This window comes from Caulobacter radicis (assembly GCF_003094615.1).
Lineage (GTDB): Bacteria > Pseudomonadota > Alphaproteobacteria > Caulobacterales > Caulobacteraceae > Caulobacter > Caulobacter radicis.
Genome location: NZ_QDKO01000011.1, coordinates 48,734 through 75,455 on the forward strand (window position 1 = coordinate 48,734; position 26,722 = coordinate 75,455).

Genomic DNA, 26,722 nt, shown 5'->3' on the forward strand with positions numbered 1-26,722 from the left:
TCGTGCCCCACGCGCGATTTGGGTGCAACTTCGCCTTAAGGCGAGATGAGCTCGAACAACGCTGTTTCGCGAGGGCGCGGCGCGGCGGCCACAGGCCCCAGACGTCCGTCGGCGGAGAGAGGGGCCAGCGGCGCGGCCACGGCCGGCGACAGGCACAGCGCCCGCAGGCCCGGCGCGGGATGCGCCATCAGCAGGGCGGCCAGCGCCCGTGCGGCCTTGGGCGAGTGCAGCAGCACGGCGCGAAGGTCTTCGAGCGCCGCCAGGGTTTCGGCGGCCGGGGCGCGGACGACGCTTTCGTAGACGGCGACGGTGCGGGCCTCGATCCCGGCGCGGACCAGGGGCGAGACGAGGTCGCCGGCCGGTTCGGCGGCGGCCGGATGCAGCACCGTCCCTTCGAAACCCGTGTGGTGGGCGGCGATCAGGGCGGCCAGGGCGGCGACGTCGCCTTCGGCCGATTCGATGCGCGAGAAGCCGGCCTCGGCGGCCAGGTCGGCGGTGGCGGCCCCGACGGCGAACACCGGCAGGCCGCGCTGGGCGCTGGCCCGGGCGAAGGCGGCCACGCCGTTGCGGCTGGTGAAGGCCAGGGCCCCGACGCCGGCCAGGTCCGCCGTCCACGGCAGGTCGCGGACCTCGAGCAGCGGGTCGATCAGCGGCGAAAAGCCCAGCGCCGAAAGGCGCGCGGCGGTGGCCTCGGCGCCGGGCCGGGCGCGGGTGATCCAGACGCGGCGCGCGTCCGGGCTCATTCCGTCGGCGCGATGATGGCGTCGCCGCCCTCGGCCTTGACCGCCGCGCCCAGCGACAGGCCCAGGGCCAGCGCCTGGCCGGCGTCGTCGTCGCCGGTCAGCACCACCTCGCCCTCGTGGCGGACGCGCAGGACGCCGTCGGGGCTGAGGGCCTCGACCAGCAGGGAGAGGCGCGGGCCGTCGAGGCGGCCATAGGCGCCGACGGCCGTACGGCACGAGCCTTCGAGGGCGTAGAGCGCGCCGCGCTCGGCGGCCACGGCGATGGTGGTCGGGCGGCAGCGGATGGCGGCCAGCCAGGGGGCGTCGACGTCCTCGGCCCGGCTTTCGATGGCCAGGGCGCCCTGGCCCGGGGCGGGCGGGGCGGCCAGCGGGTCGAGCCAGCTTTGCGGGATGTGGCCCATGCCCAGGCGGTTGAGGCCCGACTGGGCCAGCAGGATGGCGTCGGCCTCGCCGCGCTCGAGCTTGGCGAGGCGCGTGTCGACATTGCCACGCAGCATGACGACGTCGAGGTCGGGGCGCACGTGCAGGGCCTGGGCCTGGCGACGCAGGGAGGCGGTGCCCAGGCGCGCGCCGTGGGGCAGGTCTTCCAGCCGCTGGGCGACCTTGCTGATGAAGGCGTCGCGGGGGTCTTCGCGTTCGGGCGTGGCGGCCAGGACGAGGCCCGGCGGCAGCTCGGCCGGCATGTCCTTCAGCGAATGCACCGCGCAGTCGATGCGGCCGTCGAGCAGGGCCTCCTCGATCTCCTTGGTGAACAGGCCCTTGCCGCCGATCTCCATCAGCCGGCGGTCCTGGATGCGGTCGCCGCTGGTGACGATCGGGATCAGCTGGGCGTAGCTCGCGATCTCCTCTGGACCGGCGTCCAGCGGCGCGCCGAGGGCGTGGGCGATCCGCGCCTGCATGTGGCCGGACTGGGCGAGCGAGAGCTTCGAGCCGCGCGCGCCGATGCGGATGGGTTGCCGGGACACGGTCGGGACGTTACCTGCATGCGAAAGACAAGCCTTCGCTGCTACAGGAGCGGCGGGAACCCCGCAACCGAATGACAACCCTTACGAACTCGGGCCTCACGGTCCTCGGACTGGAGACCAGCTGCGACGAGACCGCCGCCTCGGTGGTGCGCCGCAGCGCGGACGGCCGCGTCGAGGTGCTGTCGTCGATCGTCGGCACCCAGTTCGAGCAGCACGCCCCGTTCGGCGGGGTGGTGCCCGAGATCGCCGCCCGCGCCCATGTCGAGGTGATCGACAGCGTCGCCGCCCAGGCCATGCGCGCGGCCGGCATCGGCTATGACGCGCTGGACGGCGTGGCGGCCACGGCTGGTCCGGGCCTGGTCGGCGGGGTGATGGTCGGCCTGGCCTTCGGCAAGGCGGTGGCCCTGGCCCGCGACCTGCCGCTGGTGGCGGTCAATCACCTGGAAGGCCACGCGGTGTCGGCCCGCCTGGGCGCGGAGATCGCCTATCCCTTCCTGCTGCTGCTGGTTTCCGGCGGGCACTGCCAGCTGCTGGAAGTCGGCGGGGTGGGCGCCTGCAAGCGCCTGGGCACCACCATCGACGACGCGGCCGGCGAGGCCTTCGACAAGATCGCCAAGAGCCTGGGCCTGCCCTATCCGGGCGGTCCGGCGCTGGAAAAGCTGGCCAAGTCCGGCGATGCGTCGAAGTACGAGCTGCCGCGCGCCCTCCTGGGCCGCAAGGACTGCGACTTCTCGTTCTCGGGGCTGAAGACGGCGGCCGCCCGCATCGCCGCGACCCTGACGACGGACCAGGAGCGCGCGGATCTCGCCGCCGCCGTGCAGTTCGCCATCGCCCGCCAGCTTTCCGAGCGCACCGACCGGGCCATGAAGCTCTATGCCGAAGGCCACGCGGCCGGCGAGCGCCGCTTCGTCGTCGCCGGCGGGGTGGCCGCCAACGGCGCGGTTCGCGCGGCGCTGCTGAAGGTGTGCGAGGACAACGGCTTTTCGTTCGACGCCCCGCCTCTGGCCTACTGCACCGACAACGCCGCCATGATCGCCCTGGCCGGGGCCGAGCGCCTGGCGGCGGGCATTTCCGACGATCTGGACGCCGTGGCGCGTCCCCGCTGGCCCCTCGACGAGGCCGCGGCGTTATCCAATCCGAGCAACAGTTTCGGTCGAAAGGGAGCCAAGGCATGAGCTTCAAGCACGCGGGCGTCGTCGGCGCCGGGGCGTGGGGCACGGCCCTGGCCCAGGTGGCCACGCGCGCCGGCCTCGAGGTGACCTTGCAGGCCCGCGAGCCCGAGGTCGTCGCCTCGATCGCCGCCCAGCGCGAGAACACCCTGTTCCTGCCGGGCGTGACGCTGGAGCCGGCGATCACCGCCGTGTCCGACATGGCGGGCCTGGCCGACTGCGATCTGATCCTGGCCGTGCCGCCGGCCCAGCACCTGCGCTCGGCCATGGCCGCGTTGGCCCCGCATCTAAAGCCCGGCGTTCCGGTGGTGCTGTGCTCCAAGGGCGTCGAGCAGGGCTCGCTGAAGCTGATGACCGAGGTGGCGGCCGAGGCCCTGCCGGGCGTGGCCATCGCCGTGCTGTCGGGTCCCAGCTTCGCCGGCGAGGTCGCGCGCGGCCTGCCCGCCGCCGCCACCCTGGCCTGCGAGGACGAGGCCCTGGGCAAGGCGATCGTCGAGGCCATCGCCATCCCGACCTTCCGTCCCTACTGGGCCGCCGACGTGATCGGCGCCGAGGCCGGCGGGGCCGTCAAGAACGTCCTGGCCATCGCCTGCGGCATTTCCGAGGGCAAGGGCCTGGGCCGCAACGCCCACGCCGCCCTGATCACCCGCGGCTTCGCCGAGCTGACCCGCCTGGCGGTCGCCGCCGGCGGCAAGGCCGAGACGGTGGCGGGCCTGTGCGGCCTGGGCGACCTGGTGCTCACCTGCTCGTCCAGCCAGTCGCGCAACATGAGCGTCGGCCTGGCGCTGGGCGCGGGCCAGACCCTGGAGCAGGCCCTGGCAGGCAAGGTCAGCGTGGCCGAAGGCGTCGCCTCGGCCCCGGCCGTCCGCGCCCTGGCCCGCAAGCTCGGAGTCGAAACCCCGATCTGCGAAGCCGTCGCCGCCATCCTGGCCGGCGAAGTCGACGTCGACAGCGCCATCCTTGGTTTGCTCTCCCGCCCGCTGAAGGCGGAGTAAGCGATCAAGATCCTCCCCCTATGGGGGAGGTGGCGCGAAGCGCCGGAGGGGGGGCATTTTCAGCTTTCGAGGCGCTGGCCGTCTCGGCGGTCACTCCCCCCTCCGTCGGCTGCGCCGACACCTCCCCCACAGGGGGAGGATCCACTCATCTTCTGGAAGGAACCCGCCCATGCCGCTCTACGCCATCGTCTGCAAGGACAAGCCCGGCGCGCTCGAAACCCGCCTGGCCGTGCGCCCCAAGCACCTGGAATACCTGGCCCAGTCGGCCAATCTGAAGCTGGCCGGCGCCCTGCTGAACGACGAGGGCAATCCGATCGGCTCGATCCTGGTGGTCGAGGCCGACGATGTGTCCGTGGCCCAGGCCCAGGCCGACAACGACCCCTACACCGCCGCCGGCGTCTTCGAGAGCGTCGAGATCAATCCCTGGCGCCTGGCCGTCGGCTCGGTCTGACGCCCCTGATGGACGACAATCCCGCCCGCCCCGCGCCCGGCCAGGCGATCTGCGCCCTGGCCGACATCCCCGAGCCGGGCGCGGCGGGTTTCCGTTACCGTGAGGGGCAGGCGATGTTCGCCGGCTTCGTCGTCCGCAAGGACGGCGGGGTGTTCGGCTATGTCGACAGCTGCCCCCACGCCGGCTGGCCGCTGGCCGGGATCAACGGCCGCTTCCTGACCCGCGAGAACGACCTGATCCTGTGCGCCGGCCACGCGGCCCTGTTCCGCATCGCCGACGGCGCCTGCGTGGCGGGCCCCTGCGCCGGCAAGCACCTGACCGTCTGGCCCATCACGGTCGAGGACGGCCAGGTCCTGGCGGCCTGACCCTTCCTTAACCGATGGTCGGCTAACGTCTCTCGACCTTAGGGCGTGGCAGCCGAAAGTGGAGGCCGGTTTCGGCGACCGCCACGCCCCAGACGAGAGGAGCGCGCCGCCATGGCCGACGGATCGACCCCTGCTTTCGACGCCGAACTGACCGACGCCGTCGACGCGCGCGGCGCGGGGGCCAAGCTGCGCTCGCTGGGCAAGATCAATCCGCGCCTGGCCCCGCAGCTGGCCCGCACCATGCTGGGCAAGGCCCGCGACAACGACAGCGCGGGCGCCTTCTCGACCTATTGCGAGACCAAGGGCTTCGAGTTCACCTCGGCCTGGGCCGCCAACAACATTCCCTTCGTGGCCCCGCTGCTGCGCGACTTCATGGCCAAACGCCCGGCCGGCGGCCCCAAGACGCGCTACATGGAGATCGGCGCCTATGAGGGCCGCAACCTGGCCTTCATGGACTGGATGTTCCCCGATCGCCTCGACGTGACGGTGATCGACCCCTGGTTCGACGAGGGCCTGAACCCGGAAGAGAAGTACCTGGCCGTCGAGCCGCGCTTCCACCGCAACATGGCCCGCACCACCTTCGGCAAGGTGGCGACGCACAAGGGCTTCTCGACCTACGAGCTGCCCAAGATGCTCGAGGCGGGCGACAAGTTCGACCTGATCTATGTCGACGGCAGCCACACCGCCCTGGCGGTGATGATCGACCTGTGCTGCTGCGCCAGCCTGCTGGAAGTGGGCGGCATGATGGTGCTCGACGACTATTGGCACGACATCAGCGAGATCGGCGGCCCGGGCGTGAAGCAGGCCGTCGACCACTTCCACGCCGCCTTCGGCCGCTATTTCGAGGTCGCGGCGGTCTATCGCCAGGTGGCCCTGGTCAAGACGGCCGAGATCCCGCGCTAGGCGTGGATCGGGGGGCAGTCGTAGTGCGTGGCCCTCGTCCTTCGACAGGCTCAGGATGAGGACCATTGGAAGGCCGCGGCAGTAGAAAAACCTCATCCTGAGCTTGTCGAAGGACGAGGTTTTTCTCGAGCGCCGAATGTCGGGCCGCGCTAGGGCCAAGCCTCGGGGTCGATCAACCGCGCGCGGGCTGGTATGGGCTGCGCACGGAGTTTCTGACCACATGACCGATACGATTTCCGACGCCGTGGCCGTGGGCCGCCGGGTGCTGAGCATCGAGGCCCAGGCCCTGACCCAGATGGCCGACGAGCTGGGCGAAGCCTTCGCCCGCGCCGTCCAGGTGATGCACGAGGCCAAGGGCCGTATCGTCTGCACCGGCATGGGCAAGTCGGGCCACGTGGCGCGCAAGATCGCCGCCACCCTGGCCTCGACCGGCAGCCAGGCGATGTTCGTCCATCCGGCCGAGGCCAGCCACGGCGACCTTGGCATGATCGGTCCCGACGACGTGGTGCTGGCCCTGTCGAAGTCGGGCGAGGCGCGCGAACTGGCCGACACCCTGGCCTACTGCAAGCGCTTCTCGATCCCGCTGATCGCCGTCACCGCCGTCGCCACCAGCCAGCTGGGCCAGGCCGGCGACGTGCTGCTGCTGCTGCCCGACGCGCCGGAGGCGACGGCGGAGGTCAACGCCCCGACCACCTCGACGACCCTGCAGATCGCCCTGGGCGACGCGCTGGCCGTGGCGCTGCTGGAAAGCCGCGGCTTCACCGCCAGCGACTTCCGCGTCTTCCACCCCGGCGGCAAGCTGGGCGCGATGCTGCGCACCGTGGCCGACCTGATGCACGGGCAGGGCGAACTGCCGCTGATCGGGCAGGGCGCGCCGATGAGCGAGGCCCTCTTGGTGATGAGCCAGAAGCGCTTCGGCGCGGTCGGCGTCATCGACGCCGCCGGCGCCCTCGTAGGCCTGATCACCGACGGCGACCTTCGCCGCCACATGGACGGCCTGATGACCCACGCCGCCGGCGAGGTGATGACCAAAAGCCCGCTGGTGATCGGCCCGCACGCCCTGGCCGCCGAGGCCCTGAAGGTGATGAACGAACGCCGGATCACCGTGCTGTTCGTCGTCGAGGGCGGCTGCCCGGTGGGCGTGCTGCATGTGCACGACCTGCTGCGGGCGGGGGTTATCTAGGCGGCGCCCAAACTTCCCGTCATTCCCGCCCTTGTGGCGGGAACCCCTCTGTCAGCCGCAAGGGCGGATGGGGCGGACTGCCAAGCAGTCCGCTTGCGACTTCACGTGCGATCGGAACCAGGGGTTCCCGCCACAAGGGCGGGAATGACGGGAGGTAAAAGATTACGGCCGCACCTCGCCGCCAAACGCCGCCAGGTCCTTGATCAGCGACACGACCGCCTGCTCGACCAGCTCGCCGCCCTTCTCGGGCGTGGCCAGGGCGGGATCGGAGCCCATGCGACCGTCGGCGTAGCGGGCGCGGAAGTCCAGGGCCTCGCGGATCGGGCCGGTGGGGGCGATCTTGGGCTCGTACTCGGCCGTCTTGATGCTGTCCGGATAGCCCCACTGGGTGACGGCGATCTCGGACGGGGTGGCGTGGCTGCCGTGGCCGACCGGGAATTGGCGCATGGCGAGCGCGTTGACGCCGTCGAGGTCCCACCAGTTCTTCAGCTTCATGGCGAAGGGGCAGCGCTCCTTGCGGAAGCTGTATTCGGCGTAGATCTCCGAGAACGCCGCCTCGATGGTGGCGACGTTGCCGCCGTGGCCGTTGAGGAAATAGATCTTCTCGAAGCCGTGGGCGCCCAGCGAGCGGGTCCAGTCACCGATGGCGGCCATGAAGGTCGACGGGCGCAGGAAGATGGTGCCCGGGAAGGCCAGGTGGTGCTGGGCCATGCCGACGTTGAAGGTCGGCGCCACCAGCACCTCGTCCGAGCGCTTGCTGGCCTCGTGGGCGATGATCTCCGGGCACAGCCAGTCGGTGCCAAGCAGGCCCGTGGGGCCGTGCTGCTCGTTGGAGCCGATCGGCACGATCACCGTCTTCGAGCGCTGGAGGAAGGCTTCGATCTCGGGCCAGGTCGAGAGGGCGAGCAGCATGGCGGGGTACTCCGGAAGACGTCGGCGGCCGGCGTTGCGACCGGCTTTTCCAGCGCTTTACGCCCGAAGTCGGGCTTCGCCGACCCCCAATCTGGCGAAACGGCGTGCGGCCGGACGACGGCGCACTCGACCTGCGCGTGCTTGCCCAGGGGCGCCTGCCGCGCGCAAGGTGCCTGCCCGGCGTCACGCGGAACGCCGGCGAGGAGGCCGCTGATGGCTCAAGCCCACGCCCGGGACGTGCTGGCCGTGCTCGATGGCGCGGGACCCGCCCTGTCGCCGGTGGCGGCCTCGTGGCGGCGCAGCCTCGTCCTGCACGGCCTGGACCCCGAAAACCGAAAGGCCCCCGACACCCTCACCGAACGCGAGCTTTCGCAGGTCCAGGAACGCATGGGCGCCCTGCGCGCGGCGGCGTCGGACACCCTGGACGCCCTGTTCCAGACGGTCGGGGCGCAGGGGTCCTGCGTGCTGCTGACCGACAGCGCCGGCGTGCCGGTCGACCGCCGGGGCGCGGCCGCCGACGATCCGGTGTTCCACCGCTGGGGCCTTTGGACCGGGGCGGTGTGGAGCGAGGCGCGCGAGGGCACCAACGGCATCGGCACCTGCATCGCCGAGCAGCGCACCCTGACCATTCATCGCGACCAGCATTTCCACACGCGCAATATCGGCCTTAGCTGCACCGTCGCGCCGCTGTTCGATCCGCAGGGGCGGCTGGCCGGCGCGCTGGACGTCTCGTCATGCCGACCGGGCCTGGACGGCATGACCGGGCTGATGGAGGCGGTGGTCAACGACGCGGCGCGCCGCATCGAGTCCAAGGCCTTCCGCGAGGCCTTCCCCGGCGCGCGCATCGTGCTGCTGGCCGACGGCCGCGCCGACCGCGCCTCGACCCCGATGCTGGCCGTCGACGCCGACGACGTGGTCATCGGCGCCACCCGCGCCGCCCGCCAGGCGCTGGACCTGACCGACGACAAGCTGCGGCGGGGGATGCCGTCGCCCGATCGCGGCGCCGACCTGGAAGACGCCGAACGCGCCGCCGTGCGCCGGGCGTTGGGGGCTGCTGGGGGCAATGTCTCGGCCGCGGCCAGTGCGCTGGGGGTGAGCCGCGCGACCCTGCACCGGAAGATCAACCGATTGGGGCTGGGGCGGGTGTAGCTGAACCCTCTCTCTTAGAGAGAGGGAGGGGCCCGCCGCGAAGCGGTGGGAGGGTGAGTGGTTACACCCTTTCCAAAAAGACCACTGTCCCGCGCTTCAACCCGACACGCTGAAACCCCTCACCCTCCCAGGCTTCGCCTGGGCCCCTCCCTCTCCCTCTGGGAGAGGGTCCCTAAGAGGCCGCCCTACCTGTCGCAAACCTGAGACACCCCGCGCCCGTCTCCGCCCCCACCCCGCTCCACACCAAGAATCCAGGCGCAACCTGCCTCCAGACGCCGAACACGGCGCGACGGAGGAAACCATGACCAAGCCCGAGTTCATCGACTCGCTGTCCCGCCCGCCGTTCAAGGCGCGCTATGACAACTTCATCGGCGGCCAGTGGGTCGCCCCGGCCGACGGCCGCTATTTCGACAACGCCTCGCCGATCACCGGCCGCAAGATCTGCGAGATCGCCCGCTCGCAGGCGGTCGACGTCGAGCGCGCCCTGGACGCCGCCCACGCCGCCAAGGACGCCTGGGGCAAGACGAGCGTCGCCGAGCGTTCGCGAATTCTCCTGAGGATCGCCGACCGGATGGAGGAGAACCTCGCGGTCCTGGCCAACGCCGAGACCTGGGACAACGGCAAGCCGATCCGCGAGACCACGGCCGCCGACCTGCCGCTGGCCATCGACCACTTCCGCTATTTCGCCGGCTGCCTGCGCAGCCAGGAAGGCGCGATCTCCGAGATCGACCACGACACCATCGCCTATCACTTCCACGAACCGCTGGGCGTGGTCGGCCAGATCATCCCGTGGAACTTTCCGCTGCTGATGGCCTGCTGGAAGCTGGCCCCGGCGATCGCCGCCGGCAACTGCGTGGTGCTGAAGCCCGCCGAGCAGACCCCGGCCTCGATCATGGTGCTGTTCGAGCTGATCGGCGACCTCCTGCCGCCCGGCGTGGTCAACGTCGTCAACGGCTTTGGCCTGGAGGCCGGCAAGCCTCTCGCTTCGAGCCCGCGCATCGCCAAGATCGCGTTCACCGGCGAGACCAGCACCGGCCGCCTCATCATGCAGTACGCCAGCCAGAACCTGATCCCGGTGACGCTGGAGCTGGGCGGCAAGTCGCCCAACATCTTCTTCGCCGACGTGGCCGCGCAGGACGACGACTTCCTCGACAAGGCGCTAGAGGGCTTTGCGATGTTCGCCCTCAATCAGGGCGAGGTCTGCACCTGCCCCAGCCGCGCCCTGGTGCAGAAGTCGATCTACGACAAGTTCATGGAGAAGGCGCTCAAGCGCGTGCAGGCGGTGGTGCAGGGCAATCCGCTGGATCCTTCGACCATGATCGGCGCCCAGGCCTCCGAGGAGCAGCTGAACAAGATCCTCGGCTACATGGATGTGGGCCGCAACGAGGGCGCGCGCCTGCTGACCGGCGGATCGCGCACCGTGCTGCCCGGCCAGCTGGCCGACGGCTTCTATGTCGAGCCCACCGTGTTCGAGGGCCACAACAAGATGCGGATCTTCCAGGAGGAGATCTTCGGCCCGGTCCTGGCCGTGACCACCTTCGAGACGGAAGAAGAGGCGCTGGAGATCGCCAACGACACCGCCTTCGGCCTCGGGGCGGGGGTGTGGACCCGCGACGGCTCGCGCGCCTACCGCTTCGGACGCGGCATCCAGGCCGGCCGGGTGTGGACCAACTGCTACCACGCCTATCCGGCCCACGCCGCCTTCGGCGGCTACAAGCAGTCGGGCGTGGGCCGCGAGACCCACAAGATGATGCTCGACCACTATCAGCAGACCAAGAACCTGCTGGTCAGCTACAGCGCCAAGGCGCTGGGCTTCTTCTAGGGGCGGACCGTCCCTGCGTCCTTCGAGGCTCGCCTTCGGCGCGCACCTCAGGATGAGGACTTCAGTGCACCGGATTCCTCATCCTGAGGCGCCCGCGCAGCGGGCCTCGAAGGACGCACCACCTCAAAATCGAACAAGACCAGAATTCTGCCGCACGAAACAGAATTGGTCTTCTTGCGCGGGAGGCGGTGCTTCGCATACTCCCGCTCGCAAGACGACGACTGACGCAGCGGCAAGACCGCCGGCGACGACAAGATCGACTGTGGAAAGACCTAGGGAGACGCGTGGTGAGCGACGGACAGCTGTTTCCGGTTCCGGAAGATTGGGCGGGCAAGGCCCATATCGACGCCGCCGCCTATGAGGCCGCCGTGGCCCGGGTCGAGAGCGATCCCGAGGGCTACTGGCGCGATCTCGCCGCCCGCCTCGACTGGATCAAGGCGCCCACCAGGATCAAGGACGTCTCCTACGCCAAGGACGACTTCCGTATCCGCTGGTACGAGGACGGGGTGCTGAACGTCAGCGCCAACTGCATCGACCGCCATCTGCCGCACCGCAAGGACGACGTCGCCCTGATCTTCGAGGGCGATGAGCCGGGCGTCTCCGACAAGATCACCTACGGCCAGCTGCACGACCAGGTCTGCCGCATGGCCAATGTGCTCAAGGACCTGGGCGCCAGAAAGGGCGACCGGATCACCATCTACCTGCCGATGACGCCCGTGGCCGCGATCGCCATGCTGGCCTGCGCCCGCATCGGCGCCATCCACTCGGTCGTGTTCGGCGGCTTCTCGCCCGACAGCATCGCCGGCCGCATCCAGGACTGCGACTCCCGCCTGGTCATCACCGCCGACCAGGGCCGCCGCGGCGGCAAGACCGTGCCGCTGAAGGCCAATATCGACGAGGCCCTGCTGCAATGCCCGCAGGTCGAGAAGGTGCTGCTGGTCCGCTGGACCGGCGCCGACGTGCCGATCGTCGAAGGCCGCGACGTGGTCTGGAACGACGTCAGGGACGCCGCCTCGCCGGTCTGCGAGCCCGAGCCGATGAACGCCGAGGATCCGCTGTTCATCCTCTACACCTCCGGCTCGACGGGTAAACCCAAGGGCGTGCTGCACACCACCGGCGGCTACCTGGCCTGGGCCAGCTGGACCTTCGAGTCCGTCTTCGACTATCGCCCAGGAGAAGTGTTCTGGTGCACGGCTGACGTGGGCTGGGTCACCGGCCACAGCTACGTGGTCTATGGGCCGCTCGCCAATGGCGGGACCAGCCTGATCTTCGAGGGGGTGCCCAACTATCCGACCCCGTCGCGGTTCTGGGAGGTGGTCGACAAGCACAAGGTCGAGATCTTCTACACCGCGCCCACGGCCCTGCGAGCCCTGATGCGCGAGGGCGACGAGCACGTCCTGAAGAATGACCTCTCGTCCCTGCGCCTGCTGGGCAGCGTCGGCGAGCCGATCAATCCGGAAGCCTGGCTCTGGTATCACCGCGTGGTCGGCAAGGATAAGCTCCCCATCGTCGACACCTGGTGGCAGACCGAAACGGGCGGCATCCTCGTATCGCCGCTGCCGGGCGCCACGGCCCTCAAGCCGGGCTCGGCCACCAAGCCGCTGCCGGGCGTCAAGCTGCAACTCGTGGACGCCGAGGGCGCGGTGCTGGAGGGGGCGACCGAGGGCAATCTCGTGATCACCGACAGCTGGCCGGGCCAGATGCGCACGGTCTATGGCGACCACCAGCGCTTCTTCGAGACCTATTTCTCGACCTATCCCGGCAAGTATTTCACCGGCGACGGCTGCAAGCGCGACGCCGACGGCTACTACTGGATCACGGGCCGGGTCGACGACGTCATCAACGTCTCGGGCCACCGCCTGGGCACGGCCGAGATCGAAAGCGCCCTGGTGGCCCACGAGGCCGTCGCCGAGGCCGCGGTGGTCGGCTATCCGCACGACATCAAGGGCCAGGGCGTCTACGCCTATGTCACCCTGAAGGCCGACGCGACGCCGACCGAGGAACTGCGCAAGCAGCTCGTCCTCTGGGTCCGCCACGAGATCGGCCCGTTCGCCGCGCCCGACGTCCTGCAATGGGCGCCGGGCCTGCCCAAGACCCGCTCGGGCAAGATCATGCGCCGCATCCTGCGCAAGATCGCCGAGAACGCCGTGGACGCGCTGGGGGATACCTCGACCCTGGCCGATCCGTCGGTGGTGGACGACCTGGTGCGCAACCGGGCGGGCGCGAAGGCGGCTTAGGGGATGCGAAAACCTCGCCCTTCGACGAGCTCAGGGTGAGGTTTTCTACTGCACGGCCGTTCCGTGGTCCTCATCCTGAGCCTGTCGAAGGACGAGGACCACGCTTGGCGGTCGCCAGCTTGTCCACAACCCGCCATCGGTCTATATTCAAAACGCCGCCAAGGTGGCGGCGTTTGGTTGGGATCGCATGGCCCTGGTCGTGAAAATCCAGGAACTGCTCGGCGGCGAGGCCGTGACTGGCCCGCTCGTCACGGAGTTCGACGTGGTCCGGCTGGTCCGCAAGGGCCTGTCGGTGGCGGCGGTCGACGGCTTCCTGGCGGCCACCCACCAGCCGTTCTCGGCCATCGAGCCCTATGTGATGCCCCGGCGCACCTTCAACCGTCGCCGCGAGGCCGACCAGCCGCTGGATCCGGCCGAGTCCGACCGCATGGTGCGGATCGCCCGCATGGTGGCGGCCGCCGAGGACGTGCTGGGCGACCAGGAACGGGCCTGGCGCTGGCTGGAGCGGCCCAATCGCACGTTGGAAGGCCAGACGCCGATCTCGATGGCCGATACCGATCTCGGCGCCCAGGGCGTCGAGCGGCTGCTCGGCCAGATCGCGCACGGCCTGGCGGCTTGATCGTCCACCGCATAGCCAAGGCCGCCAATGTCGGCCTGGACGGGGAGGGGGCTCGGCTCTACGGCGGTCGCTGGAACTCGCCCGGACGGCCGATGCTCTACGCCGCCGCCAGCCCGAGCCTGGCCGTGCTGGAGGTGCTGGTGCATCTGGACCTGCAACCCGACCTGCTGCCGCTGGACTATCGCCTGCTTTGGATCCACGTGCCGGACGATGCGCCGAGCCTGGCGCTTGAAGCCGTCCCGCGAGACAGCGTGGCGATCGGCGACGCCTTCCTGATCGCGGGCGAGGCCCTGTGCCTGCGCGTGCCCAGCCAGGTCGTGCCGCAGGAGATCAACACCCTCATCAATCCACGCCATCCGGCCTTCGCCGGTGTGCGGGTCGAACGCGAGGAGCCGTTCCAGTTCGACCCCCGCCTGTTCTGACGGCCGCCGCCTGCTGTGACCCCCACGCCCTAGCCTCATCCCGCGCCAGGGTTTATACGCGCGGCCATGTTTGAAGGCCTCTCCCCCCTCGCCCGTGAAGCCCGCTCCTGGCCGTTCGAGCAGGCGCGCGCCACCATTGCCCGCGTCCTGCGCGTGCGCCTCCCCGACCGCGCCGACCAGGAGGCCGCCAAGGCCCTGATCGACGCCGGCAAGACCGACGAGGCGGTGAAAGCCTATCCGGCCCTTTCCAAGGCCGTGATCTTCGAGACCGGCTATGGCCCGTCCGGCCTGCCGCACCTGGGCACCTTCGGCGAGGTGGCGCGCACGACCATGGTGCGCCAGGCCTTCCGCGCGCTGGTCGACGACCACATCCCCACGCGCCTGATCGCCTTCAGCGACGACATGGACGGCCTGCGCAAGGTTCCCGACAACATCGAGAACAAGCAGCCGCTGATCGAGGACCTGGGCAAGCCGCTGACCGTCGTCCGCGACCCCTTCGGCACCCACGACAGCTTCGGCGCCCACAACAACGCCCGCCTGCGCGCCTTCCTCGACGGCTTCGGCTTCGAGTACGAGTTCGTCAGCTCGACCGAATGCTACAAGGGCGGCGTGTTCGACGAGACCCTGCTGACGGCGCTGGCCCGCTTCGACGCCATCCAGAAGGTCATGCTGCCGACCCTGGGCGAAGAGCGCCGCGCCACCTATTCGCCGTTCCTTCCCGTGAGCCCGACCACCGGCAAGGTGCTTCAGGTCCCGACCCTGGAGCGCAACGTCGAGAAGGGCACGATCGTCTTCGAGGACGAGGACGGCTCGCGCGTCGAGGTCCCGGTCACCGGCGGCCACGTGAAGATGCAGTGGAAGCCCGACTGGGCCATGCGCTGGACGGCGCTGGGCGTCGACTACGAGATGAGCGGCAAGGACCTGATCGACTCGGTCAAGGCCTCCAGCGCCATCTGCAAGGCGCTGGGCGGGGTTCCGCCGGAAGGCTTCAACTACGAGCTCTTCCTGGACGAGAACAACCAGAAGATCTCCAAGTCCAAGGGCAACGGCCTGTCGATGGAGGACTGGCTGCGCTACGGCGCGCCGGAAAGCCTGTCGTACTACATGTTCCAGAGCCCCAAGTCGGCCAAGAAGCTCTATTTCGACGTCATCCCCAAGGCGACGGACGAGTACCTGCAGCAACTGGACGCCTTCGGCCGCCAGGAGCCGGCCAAGCAGCTCGACAATCCGGTCTGGCACATCCACGCCGGCAAGCCGCCGGAGCAGGGCTCGCCGGTGTCGTTCAGCCTGATGCTGAACCTGGTGTCGGCCGCCGACGCCTCGACCAAGGAGATCCTCTGGGGCTTCCTGTCGCGCTACATCCCGGGCGCGTCCGCCGAGACCCAGCCGCTGCTCGACCGCCTGGCCGGCTACGCGATCAACTATTACGAGGACTTCGTGAAGCCCACGAAGACCTTCCGCGCGCCCACCGACGTCGAGCGCGCGGCGATCCTCGACCTGCTGGCCAAGCTCAAGGCGATGCCGGCCGGCACCCAGGACGCCGAGCTGATCCAGAACGAGGTGTTCGAGGTCGGCAAGGCCCACGGCTTCGACCCCCTGCGCGCCTGGTTCCAGGCTCTGTACGAGGTTCTCCTCGGCCAGAGCCAGGGCCCGCGCTTCGGCTCGTTCGCGGCGATCTTCGGCATCGACCGCACGATCGCCCTGATCGAAGAGAAGCTGGGCTGAGGCTTCCTGCAAGCTTTGCCTTGCGCAGGACAATCTAGGGATGCGACTTCTTCCTCGAGTTGATCGAGGGGGAGGTCGCATGCTGTCGCGTCGTTCACTGGTTTCGGGTCTGGCCTTCGCGGCCGGAGCCGGGCCGGCGCTCGCTCAGGGAACGGTTCTGCCGTCGGCCGGTCCCGACCCGCAGAAAATGCTGTTCACCCAGGGGCGCTACCTGCCCCTGCGCGCGGCGGTCCTGGCCGCGCCGGACGAGCGCAACAACCGCCAGATCGCATCCTTCTTCGGTGACGAGGCCGTCGCTCTGGCCTCGCGGTCGCCGGCCGCCGAGGTCACCCTGGCGCCGGACGCGAAGGCGCAGGACGCCGTGGCGGCGATCCGCGCGGCCGCCGCGGGCCGGCGGGTGGTGTTCCTCAATGAAGGGCACTCGGTTTCGCGCCATCGATCGTTTCTGGCCCAGCTGTTGCGAGCCCTGCGGCCGGACGGCTTTTCGGTGCTGGCGGTCGAGACCCTGACCAACGACGGCGAGGGCGAGCGCGATGCCCGCAATCTGAAGCGCGGCTCCGCCTTCCCGCCGTCGACGGGCTACTACACCTGGGATCCGGTGTTCGCCGAGGCCCTGCGCGAGGCGCTGGACCTCGGCTATCGGCTGGCTCCGTACGAGCAGCGGGCCGATCAGCGGGGGCAGGGCGAGCAGGACGCGGCCGGGCGCATCGCCGCGCGCGAGGCCGCCCAGGCCGAGAACCTCGCCAAGACCATCGCGGCGGCCGGCCCGCGGGAGCGGATCCTCGTCTATTGCGGCTTCTCCCATCTGCGAAAGACGCCCGACAAGCGGGGCAATGTCTGGGTGGCCCAGCGGCTGGCCGAGGCGACGGGGATCGATCCGCTGTCGGTCAGCCAGGCCTACACCGGCTCGTTTGGTCCCCATGGCGTTGACCCGGCTCCGACGCGCGCGGTGCTGGAGCGGTTCTCGCCCAAGGCCTCGGTCGTGGTCCGCAGCGGCGGCGAGAGCGTCGGCGCCGTGTTCGCCGGGGCCGACCTGGCGCTGTTTCATCCCAACCTGCCCGACGTCGACGGCCGTCCGGGCTGGCTGGCGGCCGATCCCGTCCGGCGCCGCTTCGAGGTCGAGGTGCGGCCGCGGGCGGCCGGCGAGGCGGTGATCGTCCAGGCCGTCCACGCCGGAGACTCGGCGCTGGCGGTCCCGGCCGATCAGCAGGTGCTGGCCCAAGGCGAGGGGCGGGCGGTCCTGTTCCTGCGGCGAGGGGTCTATCGCCTGCGGCTGGAGACGAACGCGGGCTTCGAACCGTTGGGCGAAGTCACGGTGTGACCTGCGACACCGTGCCTCGTTTCATGAACGGAATCTGAATTTCGAATTAAGGGTTTGTGCGAACTTCGGAGTCTAGCCTGGGAACCATCAGAACCAGGAATAGTCCGATGGCTTCCTTCACCCTTCGCCCGCACGACCGTTCGGAATTCGACTCCCTGATCGGCGGCATCGCTTCGCAGTTCCCCGGCGCCCGCATCGAGGCCGCCCACAACGACACCTGGGCCTCCTACCGGGTCGACGTGTCGTGCGAGGATCCCCGCGCCGCCGCCCTGCGCGACTGGCTCAACGGCCACCACGCCGACTGCCCGCGCACCTGAGGCGAGCGTTCCCCGATAGGTGCGAAGCGGCTATCGGATGACGGAATGCTCGAAACAAAGGCCGGGTCGAGCCGCTACTGGCTGACCCACTGCACGCAGGCGACCCAGGCCACCATCATGCGGTCGAGCGTCCGGTCGTCGCCGTCGCGCAGCACCGAGGTCAGCTCGATCGTCCGGGCCGTCAGCCGGCCCAGTTCCCTGATCAGCACCTCGCCGTTCGTGGTCATCACCACCACCCGGTCGCCGCGCCGAGGCTCGGCCGTGGCCGAGACCAGGAGCCGGTCGCCGTCGCGATAGACCGGCGCCAGGGCGTCGCCCTCGACCTCCAGGGCGTAGAGCCCGTCCTCCCGCGGCCCCGGAAGCTCCATCTCCTCCCAGCCCGCCCCGCGCGGCGCGCCCGCCTCGTCGAACAGGCCCGGCGCGGCCCGGGCCTGGCCGATCAGCGGAATGCCCGCCCGCTTGCCCTGGGCGCTTTCGGTCAGGGCCGCGAACTCGGAAAACCCAACGCCCGTGGCTTCCAGCACCTTGGCCAGGCTCTCGGTCGAGGGCCAGCGGGGGCGCGTGTCGACGTCGCCGCGCTTGGAACGGTTGAAGGCGGTGGGGTCCAGGCCGGCCAGCTTGGCCATGGCCGAGGGGCTCATGTCGAAGCGCTTGGCCAGGGCGTCGATCGCGGTCCACAGTTCGGCGTGCGAGAGCATCGGGTCCTCCACACGTCCAAGTGACGGGACCGCAGGGAAATTAAGCCCCCGCCATAGGAATGTAAACCTATGCCCCAAGGTCAAGGTTGACGTTTACGTAAGCGTTGACGTTCCGCAAGGTCCGGTCTAGCGTGAACGGCGATAACCAATGACCCGGCCGGGAAGGCCGGCCGCACCCTGGGAGGGTACCGATGGCAGCCGATCTTCGACGTCCCGAGCGCACGTTCTCGATCCGTCAGCTGTGCAACGAATTCAAAGCCACGCCCCGGGCGCTGCGCTTCTACGAGGACAAGGGCCTGCTGACGCCGGCCCGCGAAGGCCTCAACCGCGTCTATTCCCACAAGGACCGCGTCCGCCTGCAGCTGATCCTGCGCGGCAAGCGCGTGGGCCTGTCGCTGTCGGAAATCCGCGAACTGCTCGACCTCTATGACGAGAACGACGACGGCGCGGCCCAGATGGCCCGGTCGCTGAAGAAGTTCCGCGAGCGCGCCTCGGCCCTCGAGCAGCAGCGCGAGGACATCGACGGCGCCCTGATCGAGCTGCGCGAGGCCTGCGACCGCCTGGAGAAGCGCCTGGCCGAGATCCGCCCCGACCTCTTGCCGCGCTCGGCCGACTACGAACAGCTGCTGCGCGCCCGCCTCGACGGCGCCGAAATGGCGCTCGGCAAGTAAGGCCTTGGGTAAGTAAGGCCTCAAACACTCAAGGCCGCGCCTGTTTCCGCCAAGACCGGCGGGTTGGGCGGGCCTTGGTTCCACCTCCCCGATCCGACCCATCAGGACTGCTTTAAATGACCTACCAGCCGCCCGTTCGCGATCACATGTTCCTGCTGCGCGACGTGCTCAACATCGAGCAGTACGGTAACCTGCCGGCCTTCGCCGACGCCTCGATCGACGTCGTCGAGCAGATCGTCGAGGGCGCGGCCCAGTTCACCGGCGAGGTCCTGGCCCCGCTGAACAGCGTCGGCGACAAGACCGGCTGCAAGCTGGACCCGGTCACCAACACCGTCACCACCCCGCCGGGCTTCAAGGAAGCCTACAAGGCCCTGTGCGAAGGCGGCTGGACGGGCCTGGGCTCGGATCCGACCTACGGCGGCCAGGGCCTGCCGCACGTCGTGAACCTGTCGTTCTCGGAAATGTCGAGCAGCGCCAACATGGCCTTCTCGATGTACCCGGGCCTGGCCCACGGCGCCTATTCGGCCATCCACACCGGCGGCACCGACGCGCAGAAAGAGACCTACCTGCCCAAGATGATCACGGGCGAGTGGACCGGCACCATGAACCTGACCGAGCCGCACTGCGGCACGGACCTCGGGCTCCTGCGCACCAAGGCCGTCCCGCAGGCCGACGGCAGCTACAAGATCACCGGCCAGAAGATCTGGATCAGCGCCGGCGAGCACGACATGTCGGACAACATCGTCCACCTGGTGCTGGCCCGCATCGAGGGCGCCCCGGCCGGCGTGAAGGGCATCAGCCTGTTCATCGTGCCGAAGTTCTTCCCGAACGCCGACGGCAGCGTCGGCGCGCGCAACGAGGGCGCCAAGTGCGTCGGCCTCGAAGAGAAGATGGGCATCCACGGCAACGCCACCTGCGTCATGCAGTACGACGACGCCGAGGGCTATCTGATCGGTGAAGAGAACAGCGGCCTGAAGCTGATGTTCGTGATGATGAACGAGGCCCGCCTGGGCGTCGGCCTGCAAGGCGTGGCCCAGGCCGAAGCGGCCAACCAGGCCGCCGTCGCCTTCGCCAAGGACCGCCTGCAGGGCCGCTCGCTGACGGGCCCGAAGAACGCCGAAGGCCCGGCCGACCCGATCATCGTCCACCCGGACGTGCGTCGCCTGCTGCTGGAGAACAAGGCCATCATCGAAGGCGGCCGCGCCTTCCTGTTCTGGACCGCCCTGCACGGCGACCTGGCCCACGCCCACCCGGACGAGGCGGTGCGCACCAAGGCCGAGGACTACATGGGCCTGCTGACGCCGGTGCTGAAGGGCTACCTGACCGACCGCGGCTTCCAGGTCTGTTCGAACGCGGTGCAGGTGCACGGCGGCTCGGGCTTCACCGAGCACTTCCCGGTCAGCCAGTACCTGCGCGACTGCCGCATCGCCCTGATCTACGAAGGCACCAACGGCGTGCAGGCCCTCGACCTGGTCGGCCGCAAGCTGGCGGCCAAGGGCGGCCGCGGCGTGATGACCTTCTTCCAGGAAATCGACCAGTTCGTCGGCGAGAACGACGGCGACGCCGAGCTGAAGCCGTTCATCGACGCCCTGGCGGCGACCAAGGCCCAGCTGCAGGACGGCACCATGTGGCTGATGCAGAACGGCCTGCAGAACCCCGACAACGCCGGCGCGGCCTCGACCGACTACATGCACCTCTTCGGCCTGACGGGCCTGGCCTACATGTGGGCGCTGATGGTCAAGGCGGCCAACGCCAAGATCGCCGAAGGCTCCACCGACCCGTTCTTCACGACCAAGGTCGCCACCGCGCGTTATTTCATCGAGCGGGTCTTGCCTGACGCAGGGGCGCATCTGGCCAAACTGAAGACCGGCTCGGCGACCCTGATGGCGCTGCCCGCGGAGGCTTTCTGATCATGAGCGTGCTCGACGTCGCAAAACCCGCCTTCATGGCCGAAGAAGACATCGCGATCTTCGAGGACGCGGTGGGCAAGTTCTTCGACGAGCACGCGCCTGAAAACGTCGTGGCGACCTGGCGCAAGAACCACTGCGTCGATCGCTCGATGTGGAACAAGGCGGGGGAGGCCGGTCTGCTCGGCCTCTCCACGCCCGAGGAATACGGCGGCTCCGGCGGCGACTATCGCCACGAGGTCGTCTTGATGGAGCAGCTGGGCAAGAAGGGCGTCGACGGCTTCGGCGCCAGCCTGCACAACGCCATCGTCATGCCGTACATCTTCCACTACGGCACCGAGGAGCAGAAGCAGCGGTGGCTGCCGCGCCTGTCGACCGGCGAGCTGGTCGGCGCGATCGCCATGACCGAGCCGGGCGCCGGCTCCGACCTGCAAGGCGTCAAGACCAGCGCCAAGAAGGTCGGCAACCAGTATGTCGTCAACGGCTCCAAGACCTTCATCACCAACGGCCAGACGGCCAATCTGATCATCGTGGTGGCCAAGACCGACCCGGCCGGCGGCGCGCGCGGCACCAGCCTGGTGGTCGTCGAGACCGACGGGGCCGAGGGCTTCGAGCGCGGCCGCAACCTCGACAAGCTGGGCCACGAGGCCCAGGACACCTCGGAGCTGTTCTTCAACGACGTGAAGATCCCGACCGAGAACCTGCTCGGGACCGAGGAAGGTCAGGGCTTCTTCCAGCTGATGGCCCAGCTGCCGCAGGAGCGCCTGAACATCGCCGTGCAGGGCATGGCGACGATCGAGCGGGCGCTGGAGCTGACCATCGCCTACGTCAAGGAGCGCCAGGCGTTCGGCAAGCCGATCATCGCCTTCCAGAACACCCAGTTCGTGCTGGCCGAGTGCAAGACCGAGGCGACCGTCGCCAAGGTGTTCGTCAACCACTGCATCGAGCGCCACCTGAAGGGCGATCTCGACGCCTCGACGGCCTCGATGGCCAAGTATTGGGTGACGGATCTCGAGAACAAGATCGTCGACCGCTGCCTGCAGCTGTTCGGCGGCTACGGCTTCATGAACGAGTACCCGATCGCCCGGATGTACAAGGACAGCCGCGTCCAGCGCATCTACGGCGGCACCAACGAGATCATGAAGCTGCTGATCGCGAGGACGCTCTGATGATGTTCGCCGACGCTCCGCCCCCGCCTCCGAACGATGCGGCCCGCTCGGCCGTGGTCTGCGTCAAGGCCGAGGGCCGCCGCCCGCTGCAGTTCTCGGGCAAGCTGGAAGGCAAGCGCCCGCAGCCCGGCGCCTTCGACCTGCCGCTCAAGCCCGGCGCCGAGCAGTGCAACAACCTGCTGCGCTCCAAGATCGCCACCTGGACCCTGACGGTGAACACGCCGGGCTTCACGCCCTGCCGACTGCCGGCTCCGGAGTTCGGCCAGCGGGTCGTCTATTCGGCCAAGGCCAGCGCCCGGGGTCTCTCCTGCGCGCCGATCCACAAGTCGCCGATCGGGACCTGGAAGAAGTAGCATGTCGACCCACGTCGCCATCGTCGACTGGAAGCTGGAGCCTGGGGCGGACTTTCCCAGGGGGCGCTACAGCCGCGCCCATACCCTGTCGTTCGACGGCGGGGTGACGGCGCTCGGCTCGGCCTCGCCGTCGGTGGTGCCGCTGCCCTGGTCGGACCCGGCGGGCGTCGATCCCGAGGAGATGTTCGTGGCGGCGCTGTCGTCCTGCCACATGCTGACCTTCCTCGACCTTGCCCGCCGCGCCGGCTTCTTCATCAGCGCCTATCGCGACAGGGCCGAAGGCACGATGACCAGGAACGAGCACGGCGCTCACTGGGTCAGCCATGTGGCCCTGCGTCCTGACATCGTCTTCGAGGGCGACGCGCCCGACGAAGCCAAGCTGGCGGCCCTGCACGAGGCCGCCCACCACGCCTGTTTCATCGCCAACTCGGTCCGGACGGATGTCCGCGTCGAGCCGGCGCTCGAAAACGCCCACCTGGGCCAACTGACTTAAAAAGATCGCAGGAAGGAGCCATTCAATGGCCGACGCTTACATCTTCGACGCCGTGCGCACCCCGCGCGGCAAGGGCAAGAAGGACGGCTCTCTGCACGAGATCACCGCCCTGTCGCTGGCCAGCCAGGTCCTGGAAGCCATCCGCGACCGCAACAACCTGGACACCTCCAAGGTCGACGACGTCGTCCTGGGCTGCGTGGCCCCGGTCGGCGAGCAAGGCTCAGACATCGCCCGCACCGCGGTGCTGACCGCCGACTACGCCGAGAACGTCGCCGGCGTGCAGATCAACCGCTTCTGCGCCTCGGGCCTGGAAGCCGTGAACATGGCCGCGGCCAAGGTCATCTCGGGTGAGGCCGACCTGACCATCGGCGGCGGCGTCGAGAGCATGAGCCGCGTGCCGATGGGCAGCGACGGCGGCGCCTGGCCGACCGATCCGTCGTCGGCCTTCAAGACCTACTTCATGCCGCAGGGCGTGTCGGCCGACCTGATCGCCACCCTCTACGGCTTCAGCCGCGACGACGTCGACGCCTACGCCGTCGAGAGCCAGCGCCGCGCCGCCCAGTCGTGGGCCGAGGGCCGCTTCAACAAGTCGGTGGTGCCGGTGAAGGACCAGCTGGGCCTCAACATCCTGAGCCACGACGAGACCGTCCGCGCCTCTACCACCATGCAGACCCTGGCCTCGCTGAACCCCTCGTTCACGGGCATGGGCGAGATGGCCTTCGACGCGGTCGCCACCCAGCGCTACCCGCAGGTCGAGCGCATGACCCACGTGCACCACGCGGGCAACAGCTCGGGCATCGTCGACGGCGCCGCCGGCGTGCTGATCGGCACCAAGGAAATGGGCGACGCGCTGGGCCTGAAGGCCCGCGCCCGCATCAAGGGCATGGCCTCGATCGGTTCCGAGCCGTCGATCATGCTCACGGGTCCCTCGCTGGTCACCGAGAAGCTGCTCAAGAAGCTCGGCATGGAAGTCGGCGACATCGACCTCTACGAGCTGAACGAAGCCTTCGCCGCCGTCGTCCTGCGCATGATGCAGGCGCTGGACATCCCGCACGACAAGATGAACGTCAACGGCGGCGCCATCGCCATGGGCCACCCGCTGGGCGCCACCGGCGCGATGATCCTGGGCACCATGGTCGACGAGCTGGAACGCTCCGACAAGGAAACCGCCCTGATCACCCTGTGCGTCGGCGCCGGCATGGGCACCGCCACGGTCATCGAACGCGTCTGATCCAAGCACAGATCGTCATCCCGGACGGCCGTAGGCCGATCCGGGACCCAGGGGCCGGCGCACTGCGGTTCACCTGGGTCCCGGCTCTCCGCTTCGCTACGGCCGGGATGACGACCCAAATTCTGAAGGACTAGTCCACATGGAAAACTTCAAGATCGAGGTCGACGGCGACGGCATCGCCCTGGTCACCTTCGACGTCCCCGGCCGTTCGATGAACACCCTGACCGCCTCGGTGATCAAGGAAGTCGGCGAGCTGGTCGAGCGCATCAAGACCGACGCGGCGATCAAGGGCGCGGTCATCACCTCGGGCAAGACCACCGGCTTCTGCGCCGGCGCTGACCTGGGTGAACTGGGCGGCGAAGGCGGCCTGGGCGGTGGCGACTTGCAAGCCGCTTTCGACGCTGGCTTCGCGCTGAACAAGGCCTTCCGCGCCCTGGAAACCGGCGGCAAGCCGATCGCCGCGGCGATCAACGGCCTGGCGCTCGGCGGCGGCCTGGAATTCGTCCTGGCTACCCACTACCGCGTGGTCGCCGACCTGCCGAAGCTGCAACTCGGTCTGCCGGAAGCCAAGGTCGGCCTGCTGCCGGGCGGCGGCGGCACCCAGCGCCTGACGCGCCTGATGGGCGTGATGGCCGCCGCGCCGTACCTCCTGGAAGGCAAGTCGATGAAGCCGGCCGAGGCCCTGGGCCTCAAGGTCGTGCACGAGGTCGTGCCGGCCGGTACGGAAGTCGAGGCCGCCAAGACCTGGATCAAGACCAAGGGCGACCCCGTCGCGCCGTGGGACAAGAAGGACTTCAAGATCCCCGGCGGCGGCCCCTACACCCCGACCGGCGCCCAGGTGTTCATCATGGGCAACGCCATGCTGCGCAAGAACACCTACGGCAACTACCCGGCCCAGCAGAACATCATGAAGGCCGTCTATGAAGGCCTGCAGGTTCCGTTCGACGCCGCGATCCGCATCGAGACCCGCTACTTCATCAAGACCCTGATGACGCCGCAGGCCAAGGGCATGATCCGCACCCTGTTCCTCAGCCTGCAAGAGCTGGGCAAGGGCGCTGGCCGTCCGGACGGCGTGCCGCACTACGACGTCAAGAAGGTCGCCGTGCTGGGCGCCGGCATGATGGGCGCGGGCATCGCCTACGTCCAAGCCATGGCCGGCATCGAGACCGTCCTGATCGACCAGTCGCAAGAGGCCGCCGACAAGGGCAAGGGCTACGCCGAGGGCCTGGTCAAGAAGGCCGTTTCGCGCGGCAAGCTGACCCAGGAGAAGGGCGAGGCCATCCTGGCGCTCATCCACCCGACCGCCGACTATGACAATGTCAAGGGTTCGGACCTGGTCATCGAGGCCGTGTTCGAGAACCGCGACATCAAGGCCGACGTGACCAAGAAGGCCGAGGCCCAGCTGGCCGACACGGCCATCTTCGGCTCCAACACCTCGACCCTGCCGATCACGGGCCTGGCGGAAGCCTCGGTGCGCCCGGCCTCGTTCATCGGCATCCACTTCTTCTCGCCGGTCGACAAGATGGGCCTGGTCGAGATCATCATGGGCGAGAAGACCAGCCAGGAAGCCCTGGCCAAGTCGATCGACTACGTCCTGAAGATCAAGAAGACCCCGATCGTCGTCAACGACAGCCGCGGCTTCTACACGTCGCGCTGCTTCGGCACCTTCGTGCAGGAAGGCATGGAGCTGCTGAGCGACGGCATCGCCCCGGCGATCATCGACAATGTCGGTCGCGCCACCGGCATGCCGCGCGGTCCGCTGGAAATGCACGACGACGTCGCGCTGGACCTGTCGCACAAGATCGCCGTCCAGACGAAGAAGGACCTCGGCGACAAGTACGAGGAGCGTCCGTTCACCGCGATCATCGCCAAGATGGTCGAGGACCTGGGCCGCTACGGCCGCAAGAACGGCAAGGGCTTCTACGACTATCCGGAAAACGGCCCCAAGACCCTGTGGCCGGGCCTGTCGGATCTCGTCGAAGTGACGGTGAAAGACGCCGACAAGGCGCTGATCGAGCAGATCCGCACCCGCCTGCTGTACCGCCAGGCCGTCGAGGCCGCGCGCTGCTTCGAGGAAGGCGTGATCACCGATCCGCGTGAAGCCGACGTCGGCGCGATCCTGGGCTGGGGCTTCGCGCCCTGGACCGGCGGCCCGATCAGCCTGATCGACGGCGTGGGCGTGGCCAAGTTCGTCGAGACCCTCGACCAGCTGGCCGCGGCTTACGGTTCGCGCTTCACCCCGCCGGCCCTGCTGCGCGAGATGGCCGCCAAGGGCGAGACCTTCTACGGCCGCTTCGGCGTCAAGGAGAAGGCGGCCGCCTAGGCGACGTCAGACACCTTGCGTGATCCTCGTCCTTCTACAAGCTCAGGATGAGGATCATGGGCAGGCGGCGACAGTAGAGAACCTCACCCTGAGCCTGTCGAAGGGCGGGGTTCTCGGATCAGCGGTCGCCCGCAAAGCGAAATGAGGAGGCCCGGCGGGGACGCCGGGCCTTTTTCTTTGCGCCGCCGCATCAATGCCGCCATCGCCGCGCCCCATCGCGCGGCTACCTCGACGCCAGCCGCGCGTTAGGGCGGCAAGCAGGGGTTTGGGATGGCCGGCAGGCGATCGACAGTTCGCCGCAAAAGGCCTTTCACCCTCGCCCTGATCGTGGCGAGCGGCCTGCACGTGCTGCTGGGCGTGGGCCTGCTGGCGGGAATCAAGGTGATGCCGCCGCTGGTCGAGCAGACCCTGATCGTCGACCTGGTGGACGTCGCGCCGCCCGCGCCCCGGGTCGAGGCGCCCGCCGCGCCCGTCCCGACGCCTTCCTCGCCCAAGGCCTCGCCAGCCCGCGCGGTCGCTCCGCCGCCGCCGCCTCCGGCCCAGGTCGCGACCGCGCCCGCGCCGAGCCCGGCCCCGGCC

25 protein-coding genes and 3 pseudogenes are annotated in these 26,722 nt (G+C 69.2%); 23 read left to right on the plus strand and 5 right to left on the minus strand.

The features are described from left to right. Window positions 1-35 precede the first annotated feature (35 nt). Complete coding sequence (locus DDF62_RS07280; protein ID WP_116488518.1) at window positions 36-743, minus strand: uroporphyrinogen-III synthase; 708 nt, start codon at window positions 741-743, stop codon at window positions 36-38. Beyond that, window positions 740-1,708 (minus strand): hydroxymethylbilane synthase, encoded by a 969-nt coding sequence (gene hemC, locus DDF62_RS07285; protein WP_116488519.1) that lies wholly within the window; start codon window positions 1,706-1,708, stop codon window positions 740-742. The genes DDF62_RS07280 and hemC overlap by 4 nt, the downstream gene beginning before the upstream one ends. A gap of 71 nt (window positions 1,709-1,779) precedes the next feature. Between hemC and tsaD the strand changes: the two genes are divergently transcribed. The 6 genes from tsaD (at window position 1,780) to DDF62_RS07315 (ending at window position 6,774) form a co-directional block, all read left to right on the plus strand. Continuing rightward, complete coding sequence (gene tsaD, locus DDF62_RS07290; protein ID WP_116488520.1) at window positions 1,780-2,883, plus strand: tRNA (adenosine(37)-N6)-threonylcarbamoyltransferase complex transferase subunit TsaD; 1,104 nt, start codon at window positions 1,780-1,782, stop codon at window positions 2,881-2,883. Next, the gene (locus DDF62_RS07295; protein ID WP_116488521.1) at window positions 2,880-3,872 is read left to right on the plus strand and encodes an NAD(P)H-dependent glycerol-3-phosphate dehydrogenase; all 993 of its coding nucleotides are present in this window, start codon (window positions 2,880-2,882) and stop codon (window positions 3,870-3,872) included. The genes tsaD and DDF62_RS07295 overlap by 4 nt, the downstream gene beginning before the upstream one ends. A gap of 169 nt (window positions 3,873-4,041) precedes the next feature. Further along, entirely contained in the window at window positions 4,042-4,323 is a 282-nt protein-coding gene (locus tag DDF62_RS07300) for a YciI family protein (protein WP_116488522.1), read from the plus strand. An 8-nt stretch (window positions 4,324-4,331) separates the two neighbouring features. After that, window positions 4,332-4,688 carry a Rieske (2Fe-2S) protein gene (locus DDF62_RS07305; RefSeq protein ID WP_116488523.1) on the plus strand — a complete coding sequence of 119 codons (357 nt, stop codon included), beginning with the start codon at window positions 4,332-4,334 and terminating at the stop codon, window positions 4,686-4,688. A 111-nt stretch (window positions 4,689-4,799) separates the two neighbouring features. Then, window positions 4,800-5,591, plus strand: coding sequence for a class I SAM-dependent methyltransferase (locus DDF62_RS07310; protein WP_116488524.1), 792 nt, complete (start codon window positions 4,800-4,802; stop codon window positions 5,589-5,591). Between the two features lie 220 nt (window positions 5,592-5,811). After that, on the plus strand, window positions 5,812-6,774 hold the full coding sequence (locus tag DDF62_RS07315) for a KpsF/GutQ family sugar-phosphate isomerase (protein WP_116488525.1): 963 nt from the start codon (window positions 5,812-5,814) through the stop codon (window positions 6,772-6,774). A 162-nt stretch (window positions 6,775-6,936) separates the two neighbouring features. Here DDF62_RS07315 and DDF62_RS07320 read toward each other — a convergent pair whose 3' ends face one another. Further along, on the minus strand, window positions 6,937-7,686 hold the full coding sequence (locus tag DDF62_RS07320) for a creatininase family protein (RefSeq protein WP_116488526.1): 750 nt from the start codon (window positions 7,684-7,686) through the stop codon (window positions 6,937-6,939). A 213-nt stretch (window positions 7,687-7,899) separates the two neighbouring features. Here DDF62_RS07320 and DDF62_RS07325 point away from each other — a divergent pair, with 213 nt between their 5' ends. The 9 genes and pseudogenes from DDF62_RS07325 to DDF62_RS07360 all read left to right on the plus strand — a co-directional run bounded on the left by DDF62_RS07325 (window position 7,900) and on the right by DDF62_RS07360 (window position 17,298). After that, the gene (locus tag DDF62_RS07325; RefSeq protein WP_116488527.1) at window positions 7,900-8,835 is read left to right on the plus strand and encodes a GAF domain-containing protein; all 936 of its coding nucleotides are present in this window, start codon (window positions 7,900-7,902) and stop codon (window positions 8,833-8,835) included. 301 nt (window positions 8,836-9,136) lie between these two features. After that, window positions 9,137-10,657 carry an aldehyde dehydrogenase gene (adh, locus tag DDF62_RS07330; RefSeq protein WP_116488528.1) on the plus strand — a complete coding sequence of 507 codons (1,521 nt, stop codon included), beginning with the start codon at window positions 9,137-9,139 and terminating at the stop codon, window positions 10,655-10,657. 12 nt (window positions 10,658-10,669) lie between these two features. Next, window positions 10,670-10,775, plus strand: a pseudogene (locus tag DDF62_RS26605) (hypothetical protein); the annotation flags it as partial. 166 nt (window positions 10,776-10,941) lie between these two features. After that, the gene (gene acs, locus DDF62_RS07335) at window positions 10,942-12,894 is read left to right on the plus strand and encodes an acetate--CoA ligase (RefSeq protein WP_116488529.1); all 1,953 of its coding nucleotides are present in this window, start codon (window positions 10,942-10,944) and stop codon (window positions 12,892-12,894) included. 187 nt (window positions 12,895-13,081) lie between these two features. After that, window positions 13,082-13,513, plus strand: coding sequence for a type II RES/Xre toxin-antitoxin system antitoxin (gene parS, locus DDF62_RS07340; protein ID WP_116488530.1), 432 nt, complete (start codon window positions 13,082-13,084; stop codon window positions 13,511-13,513). Then, window positions 13,510-13,935 carry an RES family NAD+ phosphorylase gene (locus tag DDF62_RS07345; RefSeq protein WP_116488531.1) on the plus strand — a complete coding sequence of 142 codons (426 nt, stop codon included), beginning with the start codon at window positions 13,510-13,512 and terminating at the stop codon, window positions 13,933-13,935. Before parS ends, DDF62_RS07345 begins: the two co-directional genes overlap by 4 nt. 66 nt (window positions 13,936-14,001) lie before the next feature. Next, a complete protein-coding gene (locus DDF62_RS07350; protein WP_116488532.1) occupies window positions 14,002-15,660 on the plus strand; it encodes a lysine--tRNA ligase in 1,659 nt (552 codons plus the stop codon). A 79-nt stretch (window positions 15,661-15,739) separates the two neighbouring features. Next, window positions 15,740-16,981, plus strand: coding sequence for a TraB/GumN family protein (locus tag DDF62_RS07355; protein ID WP_116488533.1), 1,242 nt, complete (start codon window positions 15,740-15,742; stop codon window positions 16,979-16,981). Window positions 16,982-17,088: 107 nt separating this feature from the next. Next, complete coding sequence (locus tag DDF62_RS07360; RefSeq protein ID WP_058348051.1) at window positions 17,089-17,298, plus strand: hypothetical protein; 210 nt, start codon at window positions 17,089-17,091, stop codon at window positions 17,296-17,298. A gap of 74 nt (window positions 17,299-17,372) precedes the next feature. Here the strand turns inward: DDF62_RS07360 and DDF62_RS07365 are convergent, their stop codons facing one another. Beyond that, a complete protein-coding gene (locus tag DDF62_RS07365; protein ID WP_116488534.1) occupies window positions 17,373-17,996 on the minus strand; it encodes a S24 family peptidase in 624 nt (207 codons plus the stop codon). Window positions 17,997-18,187: 191 nt separating this feature from the next. Between DDF62_RS07365 and DDF62_RS07370 the strand changes: the two genes are divergently transcribed. The 6 genes from DDF62_RS07370 to DDF62_RS07395 all read left to right on the plus strand — a co-directional run bounded on the left by DDF62_RS07370 (window position 18,188) and on the right by DDF62_RS07395 (window position 23,820). Then, on the plus strand, window positions 18,188-18,667 hold the full coding sequence (locus tag DDF62_RS07370; protein WP_101718614.1) for a MerR family transcriptional regulator: 480 nt from the start codon (window positions 18,188-18,190) through the stop codon (window positions 18,665-18,667). Window positions 18,668-18,783: 116 nt separating this feature from the next. Beyond that, the gene (locus DDF62_RS07375; RefSeq protein WP_116488535.1) at window positions 18,784-20,577 is read left to right on the plus strand and encodes an acyl-CoA dehydrogenase C-terminal domain-containing protein; all 1,794 of its coding nucleotides are present in this window, start codon (window positions 18,784-18,786) and stop codon (window positions 20,575-20,577) included. Between the two features lie 2 nt (window positions 20,578-20,579). After that, window positions 20,580-21,743 carry an acyl-CoA dehydrogenase family protein gene (locus tag DDF62_RS07380; protein WP_058348047.1) on the plus strand — a complete coding sequence of 388 codons (1,164 nt, stop codon included), beginning with the start codon at window positions 20,580-20,582 and terminating at the stop codon, window positions 21,741-21,743. Further along, complete coding sequence (locus DDF62_RS07385) at window positions 21,743-22,096, plus strand: hypothetical protein (RefSeq protein ID WP_425267027.1); 354 nt, start codon at window positions 21,743-21,745, stop codon at window positions 22,094-22,096. The genes DDF62_RS07380 and DDF62_RS07385 overlap by 1 nt, the downstream gene beginning before the upstream one ends. Window position 22,097: 1 nt before the next feature. Continuing rightward, a complete protein-coding gene (locus tag DDF62_RS07390) occupies window positions 22,098-22,589 on the plus strand; it encodes an OsmC family protein (protein ID WP_116488536.1) in 492 nt (163 codons plus the stop codon). 25 nt (window positions 22,590-22,614) lie between these two features. After that, the gene (locus DDF62_RS07395; protein WP_116488537.1) at window positions 22,615-23,820 is read left to right on the plus strand and encodes an acetyl-CoA C-acetyltransferase; all 1,206 of its coding nucleotides are present in this window, start codon (window positions 22,615-22,617) and stop codon (window positions 23,818-23,820) included. 14 nt (window positions 23,821-23,834) lie between these two features. On the opposite strand, the pseudogene DDF62_RS26610 reads toward DDF62_RS07395, so the two are convergent. After that, window positions 23,835-23,930: pseudogene (locus DDF62_RS26610) on the minus strand (hypothetical protein); the annotation flags it as partial. Window positions 23,931-23,959: 29 nt separating this feature from the next. Between DDF62_RS26610 and DDF62_RS07400 the strand changes: the two are divergent. Together DDF62_RS07400 and DDF62_RS26465 are read left to right on the plus strand one after the other, a co-directional pair. After that, window positions 23,960-26,143: a 3-hydroxyacyl-CoA dehydrogenase NAD-binding domain-containing protein gene (locus DDF62_RS07400; protein ID WP_116488538.1), complete on the plus strand. Its 2,184-nt coding sequence runs from the start codon at window positions 23,960-23,962 to the stop codon at window positions 26,141-26,143. Between the two features lie 270 nt (window positions 26,144-26,413). After that, a pseudogene (locus DDF62_RS26465) lies at window positions 26,414-26,722 on the plus strand (hypothetical protein); the annotation flags it as partial.